General features: G+C 64.1%; 8 protein-coding genes and 1 riboswitch. Of the genes, 3 read left to right on the top strand and 5 right to left on the bottom strand.

Features of this window, described 5'->3' with window-relative positions; genetic code table 11:
- Positions 1–214 precede the first annotated feature (214 nt).
- The 3 genes from AC4BCN_RS03335 to AC4BCN_RS03325 form a co-directional block, all read right to left on the bottom strand.
- Entirely contained in the window at positions 215–1,852 is a 1,638-nt protein-coding gene (locus AC4BCN_RS03335; protein WP_490492565.1) for a serine hydrolase, read from the bottom strand.
- A 22-nt stretch (positions 1,853–1,874) separates the two neighbouring features.
- On the bottom strand, positions 1,875–3,734 hold the full coding sequence (locus tag AC4BCN_RS03330) for a M1 family metallopeptidase (RefSeq protein ID WP_490492564.1): 1,860 nt from the start codon (positions 3,732–3,734) through the stop codon (positions 1,875–1,877).
- 118 nt (positions 3,735–3,852) lie between these two features.
- Positions 3,853–6,234 (bottom strand): M1 family metallopeptidase, encoded by a 2,382-nt coding sequence (locus AC4BCN_RS03325; RefSeq protein ID WP_490492563.1) that lies wholly within the window; start codon positions 6,232–6,234, stop codon positions 3,853–3,855.
- 145 nt (positions 6,235–6,379) lie between these two features.
- Positions 6,380–6,549, top strand: a riboswitch (yybP-ykoY riboswitch).
- A 21-nt stretch (positions 6,550–6,570) separates the two neighbouring features.
- Between AC4BCN_RS03325 and AC4BCN_RS03320 the strand changes: the two genes are divergently transcribed.
- Positions 6,571–7,146: a TMEM165/GDT1 family protein gene (locus AC4BCN_RS03320; protein WP_490492562.1), complete on the top strand. Its 576-nt coding sequence runs from the start codon at positions 6,571–6,573 to the stop codon at positions 7,144–7,146.
- A 113-nt stretch (positions 7,147–7,259) separates the two neighbouring features.
- Positions 7,260–7,481 carry a hypothetical protein gene (locus AC4BCN_RS03315; protein WP_490492561.1) on the top strand — a complete coding sequence of 74 codons (222 nt, stop codon included), beginning with the start codon at positions 7,260–7,262 and terminating at the stop codon, positions 7,479–7,481.
- Here the strand turns inward: AC4BCN_RS03315 and AC4BCN_RS03310 are convergent.
- The gene (locus AC4BCN_RS03310; protein WP_490493571.1) at positions 7,478–16,105 is read right to left on the bottom strand and encodes a glycoside hydrolase family 94 protein; all 8,628 of its coding nucleotides are present in this window, start codon (positions 16,103–16,105) and stop codon (positions 7,478–7,480) included. The genes AC4BCN_RS03315 and AC4BCN_RS03310 overlap by 4 nt on opposite strands.
- A gap of 407 nt (positions 16,106–16,512) precedes the next feature.
- A complete protein-coding gene (locus AC4BCN_RS03305) occupies positions 16,513–18,540 on the bottom strand; it encodes an aminotransferase class V-fold PLP-dependent enzyme (RefSeq protein ID WP_490492560.1) in 2,028 nt (675 codons plus the stop codon).
- Between the two features lie 151 nt (positions 18,541–18,691).
- Here AC4BCN_RS03305 and AC4BCN_RS03300 point away from each other — a divergent pair, with 151 nt between their 5' ends.
- Positions 18,692–19,189, top strand: coding sequence for an Lrp/AsnC family transcriptional regulator (locus AC4BCN_RS03300; RefSeq protein ID WP_046682091.1), 498 nt, complete (start codon positions 18,692–18,694; stop codon positions 19,187–19,189).
- Positions 19,190–19,327 lie beyond the last annotated feature (138 nt).

Raw genomic sequence — 19,327 nt, 5'->3', positions numbered from 1 at the left:
GACAGACGAATTACATGGCGCACGGAAATAGTACCACTTTGAAAAGTTAGTAAATACGCAAACAAGAAAACAAGATAACGTTTCTTTTTCGCCCGATTTCATGGAATAAAAACCGGCCCGCTGCCCTTTCGCCACGCATTTGCATGGCAACGGGCGAAAAAAAAACCGCAGCGCAGGCTGCGGTTCTGGTATCGACCCTTTATGTATCGCCCCTTTATTTCTTCGCTTCCTTCGGCTTCACCGGTACCAGGCTCAGGTCCTGGAAATCGTAGCTGAAATCCGTCTCGGACGACACGGGCGCCATCTTCACCCGGTCGATGCTGCCATCGGGATTGAGCGAGAACGTCACGTAGGCGTCCGCGTTGAAGTTGCGCTCCTTCCAGCGCACGATGAAGGTGTCGTGCTGCCAGTGTTCCAGCTCGCCCGTCAGGTCCGGCGTGCGCGTGAAGCTGAGGATATGTTTTTTCCCTTCCGGCTTGATCACGACCTTGCCGTACCAGGCGTCTTCATACTCGCCGTCGTACGATGCCAGCGGCAGCGACGGCTGCGATTTCGCCGCGCGCGCGCTCGACGCCTTGCCCTGCTTTTTCACCTCTTCCGCATGCTGGTCCTGCTCCACCTTGGCCACCAGCGCCAGCCAGTCCGATGGCGCCGCCTGCAGGTAATGGTCGAGGATGCGCCATTGCAGCGCCGTCATGGAACCGCCATTTTCCGCATTGGTGAGAATGGCCACGCCCAGTTTCGCTTCCGGCACCATCACCACGCGCGAATAGAATCCCTGCAGCGCGCCGCCGTGCATGGCGACCTTCATGCCCTTGTAGTCGCGCAGCTGGAAGCCCAGGCCGTACGCGCTGAAGTTCGGTTTCGTCGCGGCCAATGCCGGTTTCGGCTCGGCAATCTTGATCGGCGTTTGCGCCGTCCACATTTCGCGGCCCTGCTTTTCGCTGAACAGGCGCGCGTCCTTGCCGTCCTTGTCCTTCACGCCGGCGATCTTGCCGCCGTCAAGCAGCACCATCATCCACTTGGCGATGTCTTCCGCATTCGTGTTGATACCGACGGCGCCCACGGCATTCGGCACGGGCATCGATTTGACTGCGGCGATCTTGCCGTCGATCTTGCTGTGCGCATTGGCGACGTCGGGATTGCCCGCATTTTCAGCCAGGCTGGTGGTGGTGCCCGTCATGCCCAGCGGCGCCAGGATGCGCTCATGCATGGCCTCGCCCCAGCTTTTCCCCGCCTTGTCGGCGATGATCTTGCCGGCCACGATGTACAGCAGGTTATCGTAGGCATAGCTGTTGCGAAAACTCGTGGCCGGACGGATGTAGCGCAGCTTCTCGATGATCTCGTCGGTGCTGAAGGTCGTCGTCGGCCACCACAGCAAGTCGCCGGCGCCCAGGCCCAGGCCGCTGCGGTGCGTCAGCAAGTCGCGGATGGTCATGGCGCCAGTGACGTAAGAGTCGTGCATCTGGAAGCCGGGCAGGTGCTTGGTGACGGGATCGTCCCAGGCCAGCTTGCCCTCGTCGACCAGCATGGCCAGCGCGGCGGCCGTGAAGCCTTTCGAGTTCGATGCCACTTCGAACACGGTCTTCGCATCGACGGCGGCCGGTTCGCCCAGCTTGCGCACGCCAAAACCCCTGGCGGTGACGACCTTGCCATCTTTGACGATGGCGATCGCCATGCCGGGCACGTCGAACAATTTCAGGGCGGTGGCGACGTCGCGGTCAAGATCGAAGGCCGGCGCGGGCGCCGGTGCGGCAGTGACAATGGGGGCGGCGTCAACAGCCAGCGCCGGCACGGCGATCGCGGAAAACGCCAGCACGATGGCGGCGGCGAGGCGGTTCATGGTATGCATGGTCAGGATGTCCAAAGAAGGTTCAATGCGCTTGCGCGGCCATCAATTTGTCGACGCTTTCCTGCGTCACCGGGTGGTAGCGTTCGCGCGCCTTCGCATACACGTCCTTGGCCCAGGCGTGGCCTTGCGGCGTCTTCATCAGGGCGCTGTACAGGGGCACGACGAACTTCTGACGGCCCACGCTCATCAGGAATGCCTGCAAGGGCTGCCGCACGTCGTAGCCGGCGTTCACGGAGGCCAGGTAGAAGCGGTAGGCGACTTCATTGTTGCCGCTCTTGCCCACGCCGTAGACCTGGTCCAGCTCACGCAATTGCGCCGCGCTGGCCTTGTTGTTGATGTCGTTCAGGAAGTGCATCGATTCGATGGCGATCCACTTGTCCATGCCCAGGTCTTTCGTCGGCAATGTGCCTTTCAACCAGGCGTTGCGGTGCTGGTCAAGCAGCGCCAGGCGCGGCGAGACGACGCGCTGCGCGCTGGCCGGCACGCCCGTGCCATACAGCCATTCATCGAGTTCCGCTTCCGGCATCACGGCCGGATGCTGCGCCAGCAGGTTCTTGCGCAGGTAGGCGATGAACTGCTCCGTCGTCACGCTCTGGAACGCGTGCTGGTCGAACCAGCCGCGCAGGAAAGGATCGAATACGGCGCGGCCGGCACGGCGCTCCATGGTGGCCAGGAACCAGGCGCCTTTCGGATAGATGATGCCGTCGTCCGTGTACGTTTCGGCCGGATTGGCGTCCGCATCGCGCGTGATCAGCGCCGTTTTCGCGGCCGGCAGTTCGCGGATCGCAGCGGCCAGTTCTTCCTGGTCGACCTGCACGCCCATCTGCGCCACTTCGCTGCCATACAGCTGCTCGACGATGCGCGTGGTGACGTAGGTGGTGAAGCCTTCGTTGAGCCACATGTGCTTCCACGAGGCGTTGGTGACCAGGTTGCCCGACCACGAGTGGGCCAGTTCATGCGCGATCAGGTCGACCAGGCTGCGGTCGCCCGCGATCATGGTCGGCGTGAGGAAGGTCAGGCGCGGGTTTTCCATGCCGCCGTAGGGGAACGATGGCGGCAGCACGATCATGTCGTAGCGTCCCCAGCCATATGGGCCATACAGCGCTTCGGCTGCCTGGATCATCTTTTCCGTGTCGGCCAGCTCGTATTCGGCCGCCTTGATGCGCGGCGGTTCCGCATACACGGCGGAGCGGGGACCGAGCTTGCGCACTTCCAGTTCGCCGATGGCAATGGCCAGCAGGTACGATGGAATCGGCTGCGGCATCCTGAATTTCCAGCCGCCCTTGCCCGTCGCCTTTTCATCGTTCTCGGCGCTCATCACGACGCGCATGCCCGCTGGCGCATCGATGCGCGCGCTATACGTAAAACGCACGGCCGGCGTATCTTGCGACGGCACCCACGAGCGGGCGTTGATGCTTTGCGACTGGCTGAACATGAAAGGCAGCTTGCCCGACATGGTCTGCTGCGGCGTGAGCCACTGCAGCGCGATGGCGTTGGGCGCCGTGTGATAGTAGACGCGCACTTTGCCCGGCTGGCCCGTGGTGGTGATGCGCAGCGCCTGGCCCTTTTCCGGGTCGGCCTTGTCCAGCTGGTACGGCGCCATCTGCCAGGCGCCGCGCTTGTCCTGTACCTGCACTTTCGCGATCGACAAATCGCGCGTATCGAGCACCAGAGTGCGCGCCGCCGGATCGATCCAGTTCAAGGACAGCTCGGCATAGCCGGAGAGGGTCTTTTGCTTGAAGTCCGCTTTCAGGTCCAGCTGCAGGTCGCGCGTGCGCACCTGGTCGTAGCGCGCATAGCTGAGGGGGTCGGCGTGCGCGGCCAGGGTTACCTGGCAAAGGAGCGCACAGCCCAGCGCGCGCAGGAAGGTCAAAGTTTGCATGGTCGTCTTTTGAATGATTTGCGAAAGCCCCGGTCCGTGTGCGTCGGGGCGTCGCGCAGAATAGCACTTCCGGCGCAGGCCGGCAGAAAAAAGCGCCGGACTGGCCGGCGCTGTTCCCCTATTTTGCTTCCGGCTTGGCCTCGGGCGCCTTCAACGGCGTATTAAAATCCTTCATCAGGTTGTTCTTGTCGCGATCGAGCTTGAACAGCTCCAGGCGTGAAGGCGTGATTTTTCTCGGCCAGCTATTATTGCTGGTGTCGATGTCGGCCGTCTCCCAGTACGGGTCCTGCACCAGGCCCACCATCGGCTCTTCCGTGACGATCACCTTGCTGACCTTGTGCGGCGCATAGCGCCACACTTCGGCCGGCACGCGCTCGATGATCTTCTTGCCGCTTTTCAGTTCGATTTCCAGGATCAGCGGCATCACCAGGCCGCCGTTATTCGAAAAGTCGACCAGGTACAGATGCTTGCCCATATTGCGCTGTTCCAGCAGCTTGCGCTCCCACGGCTCCAGCGTTTCCTGCTCTTCCGCATAGCTGTTGCGGTCCTTGTTGGTGACCGTGAAGTCATCGTGCCGGTTATAGAAATCCTTCAGCGCGGGATCGATGTCGACCTTCTTCGGCAGCGCCTTGTTGCGCTGGTCCGAGATCGAGATGGGCTGCGCGTCCTTCTGCGCCTTCTTCCACGCTTTCTCGACTTCCGGATTCTTCGTGCTCACGCCATATTCACTGATGCCGTCGATGCTGATGTCGACCGCATCGGTCGTATAGAACCAGCCGCGCCAGAACCAGTCCAGGTCCGTGCCGGACGCGTCTTCCATGGTGCGGAAAAAGTCGGCCGGCGTCGGGCGCCTGAACTTCCAGCGCAGCGCGTACTGCTTGAAGGCGAAGTCGAACAGTTCGCGCCCGAGGATGGTTTCGCGCAGGATGTTGAGCGCCGTGGCCGGCTTGTCGTAGGCGTTCGCCGTGAACTGCAGCAAGGACTCGGAATTGGTCATGATGGGCACCTGGTTCTGGCTGCGCATGTAGTCGACGATCTTGCGCGGCTCGCCATTCCACGACGGGAAATGCTCTTCCCACGCCTGCTCGGCCAGGTACTGCAGGAAGGAATTGAGGCCTTCGTCCATCCACGTCCACTGGCGCTCGTCCGAGTTGACGATCATGGGAAAATAATTGTGGCCCACTTCGTGGATGATTACGCCGATCAGGTCGTATTTCGTCGTCTTCGAATACGTGAGTTCGCCCGTCTTCTTGTCCTTCACGGGGCGCCCGCCATTGAACGCAATCATCGGATACTCCATGCCGCCCACGGCGCCGTTGACGGAAATCGCGTTCGGATACGGGTAGTCGAAACTGTATTTGTTGTACTGCTCGATCGCGTGCACGACGGCGCGCGTGCTGTACTGCTGCCACAGCGGATTGCCCTCGTTCGGATAATACGACATGGCCATCACGCGCTTGCCGCCGCTGTCCAGACCCTGCGCATCCCAGATGAATTTGCGGCTCGAGGCCCACGCCACGTCGCGCACATTGGCCGCCTTGAAGTGCCAGGTTTTCATCCCCGCAGCCTTGCCCTTTTCCGCCGCCAGCGCTTCCTGCGGCGTGATCACCAGCAGCGGCGTATTGCTGTTTTTCGCCCGCGCCAGGCGCTCGCGCTGCGCCGCGTTCAATACGGCCGCAGGATTTTGCAGCTCGCCCGTGGCGGCCACCACGTGGTCGGACGGCACCGTCAGATACAGCTCGTAGTCGCCAAACTCCAGCGTGAATTCGCCGGAGCCGAGGAACTGCTTGTGCTGCCAGCCAACGGCGTCGTAATACGCGGCCATGCGCGGGAACCACTGCGCGATCTGGAAGATCGTGTTCTTGTCGTCCTCAAAATATTCATAGCCGGAACGCTCGACGAGCACCTTCTGGTCATTGATCCGATACGACCAGTCGATACTGAACGTGACGCTCTGGCCGGGTGCCAGCGCCACCGGCAGGTCGATGCGCAGCATGGTCTGGTTGACCACATACGGCAGCGGCTTGCCGTTGGCCGCTTTCACGGCGGTGAGCTTGAAGCCGCCGTCAAATTCGCGCCCGGCGTGGATGGCGCGCAAGTCCTCGAATTTCAGCGCCTCGTCTTCGCTGCCACTGAGCCAGGCCTGGCGCGATGGCGCACTCAGTACGCGGCGCTGGTCGGCATCCTGGCGCAAGCCATTCTGGTCCAGCTGCAGCCACAAATAAGCCAGGCCGTCGGGCGAGCGGTTGTGATAGGTGATCTGCTCGCTGGCCGTGATGGCACGGCGTTCCTCATCGAGCGTGGCGCGGATCACGTAATCGGCGCGCTGCTGCCAGTAGGCGTGACCGGGCGCGCCGGACGCCGTGCGGTAGCTGTTCGGCGTGGGCAGCAATTCTTCCAGCTGGCGGAACTTGTCGTCGAAGGACGCGGCGGCGCACAGGCCGGGCAAGGGAGAAAACAAGGTCAAACACAGGGCAAGCAAGCGAACGAGAACCGGCATGGCGCATTCCATCTGGGAGTCGTGGACAGAACTGCATTCTAAGTCGAGTCTGTTTGCAACCGATCATTGTTGTCGAAGTCCCACACACCGGGCCGCGCCCCACCCCGGCGCTACTGGCGCCGGCGCGGGCATTGGCGTATGATGCGCCTCGAACATTGGGGAGTAGTCGTCCTGCGGTCCTGCCGCGGGAACCTGTATCAACATGATTGGCCCGCAGGCCATGGTGCAGGTGGTTGCAGAACTTGACGAGACCATTGATCCAGGGCGGCCGCATGGGCCGGAGTCGCCCGTGGATCATTGGTTAATTCGTCCGGCCCGCGTACCTCTTGCAATCTCATGGAAGCATTCCTCATCTCCACCGGCATCGTCGGTCTCGCTGAAATCGGCGACAAAACCCAGCTCCTGGCCTTTCTGCTGGCCGCCAAATTTCGCAAGCCCCTGCCCATCGTGCTGGCCATTTTCGTCGCCACCATCGCCAATCATGCGTTTGCCGCCGCCGTCGGCGCCTGGATCACCAGCATGCTGGGGCCCGATGTGCTGCGCTGGGTGCTGGGCGTCTCCTTTCTGGCCATGGCCGCCTGGACGCTGATCCCGGACAAGCTCGATGAAGACGAGACGAAGCTGGCCAAATACGGCGTCTTCCTGACCACCCTGATCGCCTTCTTCATGGCGGAAATGGGCGACAAGACGCAAGTGGCGACCGTGGCGCTGGCGGCGCGCTACCACGATATTTATTCCGTCGTGCTGGGCACCACCTTCGGCATGATGCTGGCCAACGTGCCGGCCGTCTACCTGGGCGACAGGATCGCCAACCGCGTCCCGCTGCACCTCGTGCACGGCATCGCGGCGCTGGTGTTTGCCGTGCTGGGCGTGGCCACCCTGCTGGGCGCAGGCACCGCCCTGGGGTTCTGAGACCACCTTATATAATTTCCCATTTACAATATTCATGCTCATAATTACAATGTCGGCGACATGAATACCGGCGCGCCGATCCCGAACGGTCGGTGCGCTTTCTTGAGGAATGTATGCAGTTAACTAGAAAAGTGGCGGCGCTGTGCCTGGCCGCTTGCGTCAGCCAGCCTGCGGCCGCCATGGCGGCAGCCGTGACCTACCACCGCCAGACGGCAACACCGTCCGCGCCCGAAGTGCGCACGCGCGACCTGCTGCTGTTCGGCGCCGGCCTGATCCTGCTGGCCGGCCGGCGCCGTCCCGAACACGATGCGTGGCAAGTACGCGGGCAAGACTAGAGCAGCAGTAGCACCGCGTACTCGCGGCCCTCGTCGCGCAGGGTGATGCTGTTGCCGCCCTGCGCCACGCCATCGAGCGACAATCCCGCCTGCCGCCCCTGCGCCCGCTCCACCGTGATGGCATAGCTGCTGGCGCCGAAGCGGTAATGCAGCTTGAAGCTGCCCCACTCGGCCGGCATCGTCGGTGCCATGCGCAGCACGTTCGCTTCGCGCGTCAATCCCAGCAGGGATTCGACGATCAGCCGGTACAGCCAGCCCGACGATCCCGTGTACCAGCTCCAGCCGCCGCGCCCCACATGCGGCGCCACGGCATACACGTCGGCCGTCACCACGTACGGTTCCACCTTGTAGCGCGCCACCGCCTGCGCGTCTGCGCCATGGCGCACGGGACTGATCATGCGCAGCAGTTCCCACGCCTTTTCGCCGTCGCCCATGCGGGCAAACGCCATCGCCGTCCAGATGGCCGCATGCGTGTACTGGCCGCCGTTTTCGCGCACGCCCGGCACATAGCCGCGGATGTAGCCGGGATTGAGGTCGGCCTTGTCGAACGGCGGATCGAGCAGCTGGATCACGCCCGAATCGCGGCGCACCAGGCGCGCATCGACCTGGCGCATGGCGCCGGCGACCCGCTCCTTGTTGGCGGCGCCTGAGAGCACGCCCCAGCTTTGCGAAATCGAATCGATCTGGCATTCCTCGTTCGTGTGCGAACCCAAGGGCGTGCCGTCGTCGAAATACGCGCGCCGGTACCACTCGCCATCCCACGCATGTTCCTCGACGTTGACGGCCAGTTTCACGGCTTCGTCGCGGCAGAACTGGGCAAACGCGGCGTCGCCGCGCAGCATGGCCACTTCGGCGAAACGCTGCAGCACTTCGTACAGGAAGAAGGCCAGCCACACGCTTTCGCCCTTGCCATGTTCGCCCACCTTGTCCATGCCGTCGTTCCAGTCGCAGGAACCCATCAGCGGCAAACCGTGCACGCCCAGGCGCAGACCATGGCGGATGGCGCGCACGCAGTGTTCGTACAGGTCGGCCGATTCGCCCGAACGCACGGGCAGATCGTAATACGAATCCTCTTCCGGCTTGACGGCGCGCCCCTCGATGAAGGGCGCCACTTCCGACAGCACGTTGACGTCGCCCGTGGCGATCACATAGCGGCAGGCGGCCAGCGGCAGCCACAGGTAATCGTCGGAGCAGTGCGTGCGCACGCCGCGGTCCGACGGCGGATGCCACCAGTGCTGCACGTCGCCCTCGACAAACTGGTGCGCCGCGCACAGCAGCAAGTGCTTGCGCAGCAGCTGCGGCGCCGTGTGTATCATCGCCATCGCGTCTTGCAGCTGGTCGCGGAAACCGTAGGCGCCGCCCGACTGGTAATAGCCGCTGCGCGCCCACAGACGGCAGGCGATGGTCTGGTACATCAGCCAGCCGTTGGCGATCACGTCGAGCGACGGATCGGGCGTTTCGATGCGCACGGCGCCCAGGGTGCTGTCCCAGTGCGCGCGTACCGCGTCGAGCGCACTACGTGCCGCGTCCTTGCCCGCATGGCGCTGCACCATGGTGCTGGCGTCGGCATTGCGGCGCCCGCCCACGCCGAGGATAAAGACGATGTCGCGCTCCTGCCCCGGCTGCAATTCAAACGGCACCTGGATGGCGGCACACTGGTCCAGCCCCGTACCCGCCTTGCCGGACAGGCGCACGCGCCGCAGCGCCGCCGGCTGCGCCAGGCTGCCGTTGCGGCCGATGAATTCATTGCGGTCGCAGGTGATGGAGCGGATGCTGGCATCCGTATTGAAGAAGCCGACCCGGCCCGAAAACTCCGTGTTGTAGTTATTGCGCGCAAACAGGGCGCCGCTGATCGTGTCGACCTCGGTGGCCACATGCATGCCGGACTTGGCGCGCAGGTCGGCCATCACCCATTCCACATAACCGGTGACGGACAGGCGACGCGGCACGCCGCTGTCGTTGCGCACCTTGATCACCGAATATTTGACGGCCGCATCGAGCGCCACATAGGTGCACAATTCCGTGGCGATACCGCCTTCGCTGTGTTCGAAAATGCTGTAGCCGAAACCGTGGCGCGTCACGTAGTCGCCGCTACCGCGCGCCGGCAGTGACGTGGGCGACCAGAACTGGCCGCTTTGCTCGTCGCGCACATAAAACGCTTCGCCGGACAGGTCGGAAACAGGGTCGTTCTGCCATGGCGTGAGGCGAAATTCATGCGCATTCTCGCTCCACGTGTAGGCCTGGCCCGCTTCGGACACCACCGTGCCGAATTGCGCGTTGGCCAGCACGTTCGACCACGGCGCCGGCGTCTGCTTGCCTTCCGCCGTGGTGATCACATATTCACGGCCGTCGGGTGTAAAACCGCCGAGGCCATTTTCCAGGATCAGCGCGCGCTCTGGCGCCCGGTGCGGTACGCCGCCCTGTTCGCGGCCCGGGTCCTGCAGCAGCGGCGGCATGCGCAGCACGGGACTCGGTGGTCGCTTGACCTGCTCGGCCAGGGTGCCGCGCAAATCGCTGATGATGGCGCGCGCCACCGATTGCAGCAAGATGCGGTCTTCGTTCGCGATCTGCTCGGCCAGGCGCACGAAGATGCCGCCCGGGCGGTCGATCGCCTGCGCATCGATGCCCGACGCGATCAGGCCCATGATCTGGTCGTGCAGCAGCTGGCGGTAACCCGACTGCTCTTCGTACCAGATCACCAGATCGACGATCAGTCCCTTCAGGCGCCAGTAGGCATGCGCCTGCACCATCTGGCGCGCCAGTTCGATATTGGCCGCGTCGCGTATCTGCAGCAGCACGATGGGCAAGTCGCCGGAAATGGCATACGCCCACAGGCCAGACTGGCCGCGCTGGTTCTTGATCAGGATGCTCGCCTCGGCGCGCAGGGCCGCATTCGGATAGATCACGGCATTGGCCAGGCGCGCATACAGCTGCGCGTCCGCTTCGCTGGCGTTCAACTGGCGCAGCACCACCTGGCTGTGCGTCCAGGCCAGCTCGAACACGCGGTCGGCCAGATGGCGGTCCTGGTATTTGTCGATCAGGTGCAGCGCCGCATCGCGCTGTTCGGCCATGCCGGTCACGCTGTCGACGGTGACGGCCTGGTCCGGTTCGAGCGTGATGACGTAGCGGATGGCCACGATGGGGTCGAGCACGGAACCGTGGCCGCCACTCAATGGACCGCTGTCCTGCAGCGCCTGCGGCAGCTGCGCCGTGTTGCCGCGGCCGATGAAGCGCGCACGGTCCGTCTCGAACGATACTTCGTAGCGCTCGATATCGTGCACGGTCATCACATGCAGCAGCCATGGCATCTGCTCCTCTTTCGAGCGGGGCCGGCGCGTGCATAAAATCGCCTTTTCATGCGCGAGGATTTCCGTCTGCACGAACAGTTTGCTGAACGCGGGATGGGCCGCATCGGCCGCCGCCGGCGCCATCACCACTTCGGCAAAACTGGTGATCTCGATGCGCCGCTGGCGATTCGAATTATTGCTGATGCGCGTGCGCCTAATTTCGATGTCGTCCTCGGGCGAGACGACGATTTCCGTGTACAGGTCGAGGCCATGGTCGGCGCGGCGGAACTCGGCCCGGCCCTCGGAAAAAATCACTTCATATTTCTTCGGTTCGGCCAACGTGGGCTGGTACATGGTAGACCAGACTTCGCCATCATCGAGGTCGCGCAGGTAGCAGAAATTGCCCCAGTTATCGCGCGTGCTGTCTTCGCGCCAGCGCGTCACGGCCAGGTCTTTCCAGCGGCTGTAGCTGCCGCCCGCGTTGCTCACCATGACGTGGTAACGGCCGTTCGACAGCAGCTGCGTTTCCGGCACGGCGCTGTTGGCTTGCGTGAGGATGCGCATCGGCATGGCCTGCTCGGGCGCGCCGCTGCGCAGCACCGCCAGCTCGGCCGTGTTCGAGTAAAACGCGCCTGCCTGCGGCGTGCGTTCCTGCAGCACCAGCAAGGCCGATTGCAGCAACGGATCGGACTCGAAACGGCGCTGCATGGGGCGGTCGTGCAGCAGATAGCTGAGAGCCAGAAAGCCCATGCCCTGGTGGTGCACCATAAAGGAGCGGATAACGGCGCTGCCCTGCCCGCGCGGCAGGCGCGCCGTGGTGAAGTCGATCGCTTCAAAAAAGCCGTAGCGGCCCATGTAGCCGGCCGCCTGCATGCGCTGCAGGTTCTGGCACGACGCTTCCGGCTGCACCATCAGGCCCATCATGCTGGCATATGGCGCCACCACCAGATCGTCGGCCAAGCCCCGTTTCAAGCCCAGCCCCGGCACGCCGAACGCACGGTATTGATAGTTCAAACTGGCGTCGACCGTGTTGTAGCCGGACTCGGAAATCCCCCAAGGCACATCGCGCTGGCGCCCGTAATCGATCTGCGCCTCGATGACGGAGTGGTAGGTCTGGTCGAGCAAGGTGTTCGGGTAGTTCGGCATCACCAGGAGCGGCATCAGGTACTCGAACATCGAGCCGCTCCACGACAGCAGCACGGGCTGGCCGGCCACCATGCACAGCTGGCGGCCCAGGGCGAACCAGTGCTCCTGCGGCAGCTGGCCCTGAGCGATGGCGACGAAGCTGGCCAGGCGCACTTCGGAAGCGAGCAAATCGTAGTAGCTGGGGTCCAGGCGCCGTTCGCTCACGTTGTAGCCGATGGCCAGCAGTTTTGTCGACGGGTTGTACAGGAAGCCGTATTCGATCTGCGCGAAGTCGCGCGCCTGGCCCGCCGCGTGAGCGATGTCGCGCATGTGGCGTCCCGCCTGTTCGCGGCCCTGCGCCAGCAAGGCGGCCAGCTCCGGCTGCGTGCCTTCCGGCGTTTCCAGGTTGGCCAGTTCACGCAAGGTCGGCACGCGCATCAGCGCCACATCGACACCCGTGTGCGCCGCCCAGGGTGCCAGTTGCAGCAATTCGGCCAGCGCCGCGCGGCACTGGCGCGCCAGCGCACCCGCCCACATGGACAGCTCGCCATCCTCGCTTTGCAAGGTCAGCGACAGCAGCGCATCGGCCGCGCCATTCGCGGCGGCGAGATAAGCATGCCATTCGGCCAGGCTGGCGGGCGTCGCAGGCGCTTGCAGCAAGTGCAGGCCGTCGCGCATGGCCTTGCCCTCGCCTTCGGCGGCGATGAATTCCTGCAGTACCTGCGCCGTCGTGCGGATGCCCTGCACCACTTGCCCGCCGATGATCGGGGCGTCATACAGCTCCACCAATCCCGGCTGCAAGGTCAGCAAGTGGCCGGCCAGGTTGCCGCTGTCGACCGTTGAAATGTACATGGGCTGCAGCGCCTTCAGGGTCTGCGTGTCGTACCAGTTATAGAAGTGGCCCTGGAAGCGTTCCAGCTCGCCCATGCTGTGCAGGGTGGCGCGGCTGCGCTCGATCAACTGGCCCAGGGTGATGTAGCCGAAGTCGTAGGCCGTCAGGTTGGCCAGCAGCGCCAGGCCGATATTTGTCGGCGAGGTGCGGTGCGCCACCACCAGGTTCGGATGTTCCTGCATGTTATCGGGCGGCAGCCAGTGGTCGTCCGGCCCGACGAAGGTGTCGAAATACGCCCAGGTCTTGCGCGCCACGCCATGCAAAAAACGTCCCTGCTCGGCCGACAGGCGCGCCACGGCACGCTCGATGGGGCGGCTGATCCACCAGGCGATGGCGGGTGCGGCCAGCCACAAGAGCAGCATCACGGCGGCGGCGGGCAAGGCTTCCGGACGCCAGTACAGCAAGGCACCGAAGGTGGCCAGCGCCAGCGCGGGCGAGCACCACATGGCGCGCCAGCTGTCGGCCTGCGAACCTGACGATACATGCAGGTTCGAGGCGCGCCAGTCGAGCAAATGCTTGTGCGACACGCCCAGGCGCCACAGGGTGCGCACGATGGCATCGAGACTGATCCACGCTTCGTACGGCAGGAAGACGAGGGTCAGCATGGCATGCGAAAACTGCACGCCGCAGCGCCGCTCGAAGGCGGCCAGGTGCTGGCGCCACAGGGTATCGCGCGGTTTGCGCAGCAGATCGTACAGGGCCGAAAAGACGGGCGGCAGGAAGATGATGGCCAGCACGGCCGCGCTCCAGAAGGCCACGTGCGGCAGGAAGCCCCACACCAGCAGCAGCGATAAGGTGGTCGCGGGCGCGACGACGCTGCGGCGCAGGTTGTCGAACAGCTTCCAGCGCGACAGCATCGACAAGGGATTGCGTTCGCGCTTGCCGGCGCGGCCCGGCACACGGCCCAGCAGCCAGCCGACCAGTTGCCAGTCGCCGCGGATCCAGCGCTGGCGGCGGCTCACATCGGCGTCGTAGCGGGCCGGATATTCCTCGTACAGTTGCGAGTCGCTCAAGAGGCCGGCGCGCAGATAACAGCCTTCCAGCAGATCGTGGCTGAGGATTTTATTGTCGGGCAGGCGCTGGCCCAGCACGCGCTCGAACATGTCGAGATCGTAGATGCCCTTGCCGATGAACGAGCCTTCATAAAACACGTCCTGGTACAGGTCGGAGACGGTGCGCGTGTAGGGGTCGATGCCCGGTTCGCCGCCGCACAGCAGCTCGTAGCGCGAGGCATTCGCGCTGGGCAGCGCCACGGCCACGCGCGGCTGCAGGATGCCGTAGCCGGCCACGACGCGCGTGCCGGCCGCGTCGAGCACGGGACGGTTCAGCGGGTGCATCATGGTGGCGATGAATTCGCGCGCCGCGTCGCGCGGCAGTTGCGTATCCGTGTCGAGCGTGATCACGTATTTGATCGTGCGCAGGCCGCGCAACTCGCCTTCCACCAGCGAGAATTTGTCGCGCGCGCCGCCGCGCAAGAACGCGTGCAGGTCGGACAATTTGCCGCGCTTGCGCTCCTGTCCCATCCACGCATTCTGCTGCGAATTCCACAGACGCGGACGGTGCAGCAGCAGGAACGGTCCCACATGGCCCAGCTCCTCGGGATCGGCCGGGTCGCCGTTTTCCTTGAATTCGACGCCCTCCACGCGGTATTTCTCGTTCAGGATGCGGATGGTCTCCTGCGCCTGGCGCAGCAAGGCTTCGTCGCCGGGCATCGTTTGCGTCTCGGCGTCGACGAAGTCCGTCAGCAGGCAGAAACGCAGGTTCGGGTCGCGGTTGGCGAGATAACGCACTTCCAGCGCCTCGCACAGCGCCGCCACGTTTTCCTTGCTGTAGATCAGCGTCGGCACGACGACGATGCCGCGCGCGTCCGACGGAATGCCGGCCTGGTAATCCATGCGCGGCAGGGGGTGCGGCGACGTCATCAGGGTCGCCAGCCAGTTCACCACGGCCACGGCCAGCTGGCTGCTGCCCAGCAGCGCCAGCGCGCCCAGCGCCGCCAGGGGCCAGCCCTGCACGCCATGGCGCACGGCGCGCTCGAGCAGCAAGGCGCTCGTCGCCAGGGTCAGGAACGAGATGGCGCCCAGATAGACGGCCAGCGGCGCGGCCCGCGCCGTATGCTGCAGCGCCTCGATGAAAGGCAGCTTGGCGCCTGCCTGCTTTTCCAGCACCAGCACGCCGCGCCCCACCAGATAAAAGCCGATGTGGCCGCGGCGCGCGTCATTGCCGTTGCCGTGCGTGTGCGCCAGCTGCACCACCATCTCGGCCACTTCCACTTCGCTGCGCGCGCTGCGCCTGGCGATGCGTTCGATGGCGTGGCGGTAGCTGTCGCGCGTGGCGAAATCCATCAAGCCATACGTGCCAGCCGGATCGAGGCGCAAGGTCTGCTCGACCACGCTCATGGTCTCGACGAATTCCTGCCAATCCATGGTGCCGAGAAAACGCAGGCTGCCGATGCTGTTGGCGATCGACACCTGGTCGGCCGCCTGCTGCCCGATCTCGGACTGGATCTGCTGTTCGATGGTGAGGCCCGACTCGGCCAGCTTGTGCGTCAGCCACGATAGCGCGAGGGTCAGCGAGGAACTCTGCCCCTGCAGGCGGCGCGACAATTCGGCCACGAAGGCGCTGGTCATCGGCGGATTCGACCGGGCCATGTCGGCGACGAGCAGGATCAAGCCGCTGGGATTGCGCTCGGCGATCTCCGTCATCTGATCGGCCCAGGTATTGGCCAGGTCGCGCTGCATGCGGTCGTCGGCCACGCGCACGGCGACGCGGCGCAGGTTTTCAATCAGGGCCAGGCGCAGCATGATGGGCACGGCCCACAGTTCACCCAGGGTCAGGGTGGCCACATCCTGGTAAGCTTCGACGAAGTGGCACAGGTTTTCCAGGTCGACCCGGCCATCGCCGTGCGAGATGATTTCCAGCGCAATTTTATAGACGCGCGGGCAGCCGGCGTCGGGGCCCGACGCCAAGCGCGGCAGCTCCTTGCTGTAGTTCTTCGGCAAATGGCGCCGCGTGGTGCGGATCTGCTCTTCGATCAGATAAAAATTATCGAGCAGCCACTCCGAGGCGGGCGTGACCTGGCGTCCGCTTTTGACGGTCGCCGTCAGCTCGTTGACGGTGGCCGTGATCAGGGCCGCATTGTCGGCCAGGCGCGCCAGCAGGCGGTCGCGGCCGTGATGCTTGCCCACCGCATGGCCGGTGGCCACGTGCTTGCCGTGGGCGGCCATCTGCATGGCGCTGAATAATTCGGAACGCAGGGGCAAGGCATCGTCGCGCGCGGCGTCGAAGGTGTCCGGTGCAAGGGAATGGTCGCGGAAGATTTCTTTAACTTTGGAAATCTGTTCCTTGATCTGCTGCGTCACAACTGCTGTGTACTCTTTCAACTTGGGGCCTCGCTAGGTGCGCGCACGCAACCAGCGGCCACCGTCACGCGGGCCCAGTCTGGAAGAACACGATCGGACACTGGCGAAGACGGAAAGCGAAGCGCCGGAGCGTTGCGACGAATCTCAGGGTATAGGGAGATTTTCTGAACTTCATCGTAGGAGCGGCGGCTGCACAAGACCGTGCGCTAGCGTACATAGCTGGCGCTTTAGGCACGTGTCGGCAAAGAAATTTGCGGACTGGACAGCAAAAGAATGCCGCAAGGAAACGAATGCAAGAAATGCGAGTTGAACTCCATGCCGATAATGCCACGGAGCAATATTTCAATGAGGAAACTTCAATCCGCTCAGGCAGCGATGGCCAGCGGGTGGCGCGTCGTCTCCGCCATCGCCATGCCGCCATTGAGTTGCCATGCCGCACCGTGACCAAGGCGGCGCAGGCAGGCGCTGGCGCGCGCGCTGCGGTTGCCGCTGCGGCAGAAAAACACCAGCGGGCGCTGCGGCTGCTGCAGCCACGCGGCCACTTGTCCCGCCAGACGGCTCAGCGGTACGCTGCGCACCTCGCATCCTTCGAACACCGTGCCGGCGCACGCCGCATGTTCATACGCTTCGCGCACATCGACGAGGATGGCGCCGGGATGCTGGCGCAGGAAGGCAGGCAAGGCGGCCGCATCGAGCTGCAGTTCGGCTGCCGGCACGCTACCGTCCAGCACCGTGCGCACGGTAGCGCAAATGCTGCCGTCGTCACCTGACGCGCACAGCACCGTGTCCTGCGTCAGCAGTGCCGCATCCAGCAAGGGCGCCAGCGCTTCGGGCGCCAGGGCGCCGATGAACGCAAAGCGCTGCTCCAGCAGGTACACATGGGTTTCGCCACACTCGATGCGGCGCAAACGCTGCTGGCCCAGCGCCAGCTCACCATCGATATCGACGCGACCGACTTGTTCGATCTCGAGTTCCTGCAGCAGCGCCAGGCGCGCCACGCCATGGTCGGTCGGCGCCGTCGTGTGCACGATGGCGCGCAAGGCCAGGTGCTGGCAGCGGATGAAGGCAGCCAGGCGCGGCACGAGCGCGGCGACGGGATCGATGACGACGCAACTGGCGCTGGCAGCGTCGCTGAGCAGCCAGGTGCACTGGCCATCGACGCTCAACTGGATCACGCCGTCCTGCGGCGATGGCGCCAGCGCGGACGGCAACAGGCAGCTGCTGCGCAGCGCTTCGCCGCAGCGCTCGATGCGCGCGCAGGCGGCCGCAATGGTCGCCACGTCGATCAGGGGACCGAACGACAAACGGATGGCCGAGCTGGCACGCCATTGCGGCACGTGCATCGCTTCCAGCACATAGCTGGGGAGCGCCTTGGCGGCGGAACAGGCGCTGCCCGAGCTGACGCGCACGCGCGCCGCGTCGAACAGGTCGAGCAATTCCTTCGACGACAGTCCCGGCACAGAAAAATTGAGGGTCGTCGACAAGGACAAGTCGAATGGCATATTGAACACGATGCCGGGGAAGGCGCGTTCCAGGCTGTCCACCAGCTGCGCACGGAACGCGGCCAGGTCGGCGTGGCTGCGGAAAGTCTTGCCATCGTCGAGCGCGGCCAGCACGGCGCCCAGCGCGGCGATGCCGGCCATGTTTTCCGTGCCCGAGCGCAGGCCCGCTTCCTGGCCGCCGCCCATCATCAACGGCGTAAAGGGGGCGCCGGCGCGCACGTACAGCATGCCGATGCCCTTGGGCGCATACAGCTTGTGGCCGGAAAACGGCGCGTAATCGATGCGCGTGGCGGCCAGGTTCAGTTTCAGCTTGCCCAGCGCCTGCACGCAATCGACCATCCAGTAGGCATCGGCGCCGCGTTCCTGCAGCAGCTGGGCAATGGCGGACAAATCGCTGACGACGCCCGTTTCATTATTCGCCGCCATCGTGCACAGCATGGCCGCGTCGCCGATCAGCGCACCGAGCGCCTGCAAATCGTGGCGCCCCTGCGCATCGACGGGCAGCTTGCGCACTTCCAGATTCAGGCCCAGCAGGCGATTCCAGTGCGCCAGGCTTTCCGGCACGGCCTTGTGCTCGGTCGCGCCATACAGCAGCAGGCTGCCGATGCGCTTGCCCGCATCGCGCCGTTCGCGCAGTGCACACAGGGCCGACAGCACGGCCGTCTGGATGCCTTCGGTGGCGCCGCTGTTGAACATCAGGTGGCCGTCGCCCACGCCCAGCAAGCCGCTGGCACGCCGGCGCACGCCATCCATCATGGCCTTGGCCTGCAATCCCGTCGCGTGGGTGCTGCTGGGATTGCCATAGCCCTGCTCCATCGCTTGCCGGGCGGCGGCAACGGCGGCGGGCAGCACGCAAGTGGTGGCATTGCTGTCGAGGTAGATTTCTTTCATGATGGCAGTCTGAGTATTCTAGAAAAGGGACAGCGCAAGCGGCTGAAACATATGGATAGTCTACCGGCCTGCCCCCGTGAAGATATGCCAAAAGACACTGCAAACTAGGTACTATGCAGCATGTTCATGCTATAAAAACTGGAATGGCAAAATGAATTCACCAAACGCCTCGCTCGACAAATTCGACTGCGCCATCCTGGCGGCCCTGCAGCAGGATGGCACCTTGTCGATCGCCGCCCTCAGCGAGAAGATCGGTTTGTCCAGCACGCCGTGCTGGAAGCGGGTCAAGCGTCTGGAGGAAGAGGGCTATATCGAGAGCCGCGTGGCCATCGTGAACCGGCAAAAAGTGGGCTTGCCCGTGACCGTGTTCGTCAGCGTACGCACGGGCCAGCACGATGAAAAATGGCTGCGCCGCTTCGCCGCCGCCGTCATCGTCTTGCCCGAGGTACAGGAATTTCACCGCATGAGCGGCGACATCGATTACCTGCTGAAAGTCGTCACCACCGACATCAAGGGGTATGACACCTTCTACAAAAAGCTCATCAAGGCCGTGCAGCTGACGGGCGTGTCGTCCGCCTTTTCCATGGAACAAATCAAGTGCAGCACGGAATTGCCGCTGGAATTGATCGCCCACGGCTTGCCTGCCTGAGACGATCGCGCGTTGCTGCAATGCAACATAAATGAATGAAAAGCAGCAATGGTGCGATGGAAGGCGCAGTGCGGCCGGTATACTGTCTGCTCGCCTGCCCGCTTTTCTGCTCATTCTGCAGGCCATCCTCCAAGGTCT

Source organism: Janthinobacterium sp. Bl 1 (assembly GCF_058215535.1).
This window is presented reverse-complemented; position numbering and strand designations above follow the sequence as displayed.

Excerpts from the sequence above, each read along its gene's own strand:
- AC4BCN_RS03315 (WP_490492561.1), top strand. The coding sequence starts at position 7,260 with ATGCAGTTAACTAGAAAAGTGGCGGCGCTGTGCCTGGCCGCTTGCGTC.
- AC4BCN_RS03325 (WP_490492563.1), bottom strand. The coding sequence starts at position 6,234 with ATGCCGGTTCTCGTTCGCTTGCTTGCCCTGTGTTTGACCTTGTTTTCT.
- AC4BCN_RS03300 (WP_046682091.1), top strand. The coding sequence starts at position 18,692 with ATGAATTCACCAAACGCCTCGCTCGACAAATTCGACTGCGCCATCCTG.
- AC4BCN_RS03305 (WP_490492560.1), bottom strand. The coding sequence starts at position 18,540 with ATGAAAGAAATCTACCTCGACAGCAATGCCACCACTTGCGTGCTGCCC.
- AC4BCN_RS03320 (WP_490492562.1), top strand. The coding sequence starts at position 6,571 with ATGGAAGCATTCCTCATCTCCACCGGCATCGTCGGTCTCGCTGAAATC.
- AC4BCN_RS03335 (WP_490492565.1), bottom strand. The coding sequence starts at position 1,852 with ATGCATACCATGAACCGCCTCGCCGCCGCCATCGTGCTGGCGTTTTCC.
- AC4BCN_RS03330 (WP_490492564.1), bottom strand. The coding sequence starts at position 3,734 with ATGCAAACTTTGACCTTCCTGCGCGCGCTGGGCTGTGCGCTCCTTTGC.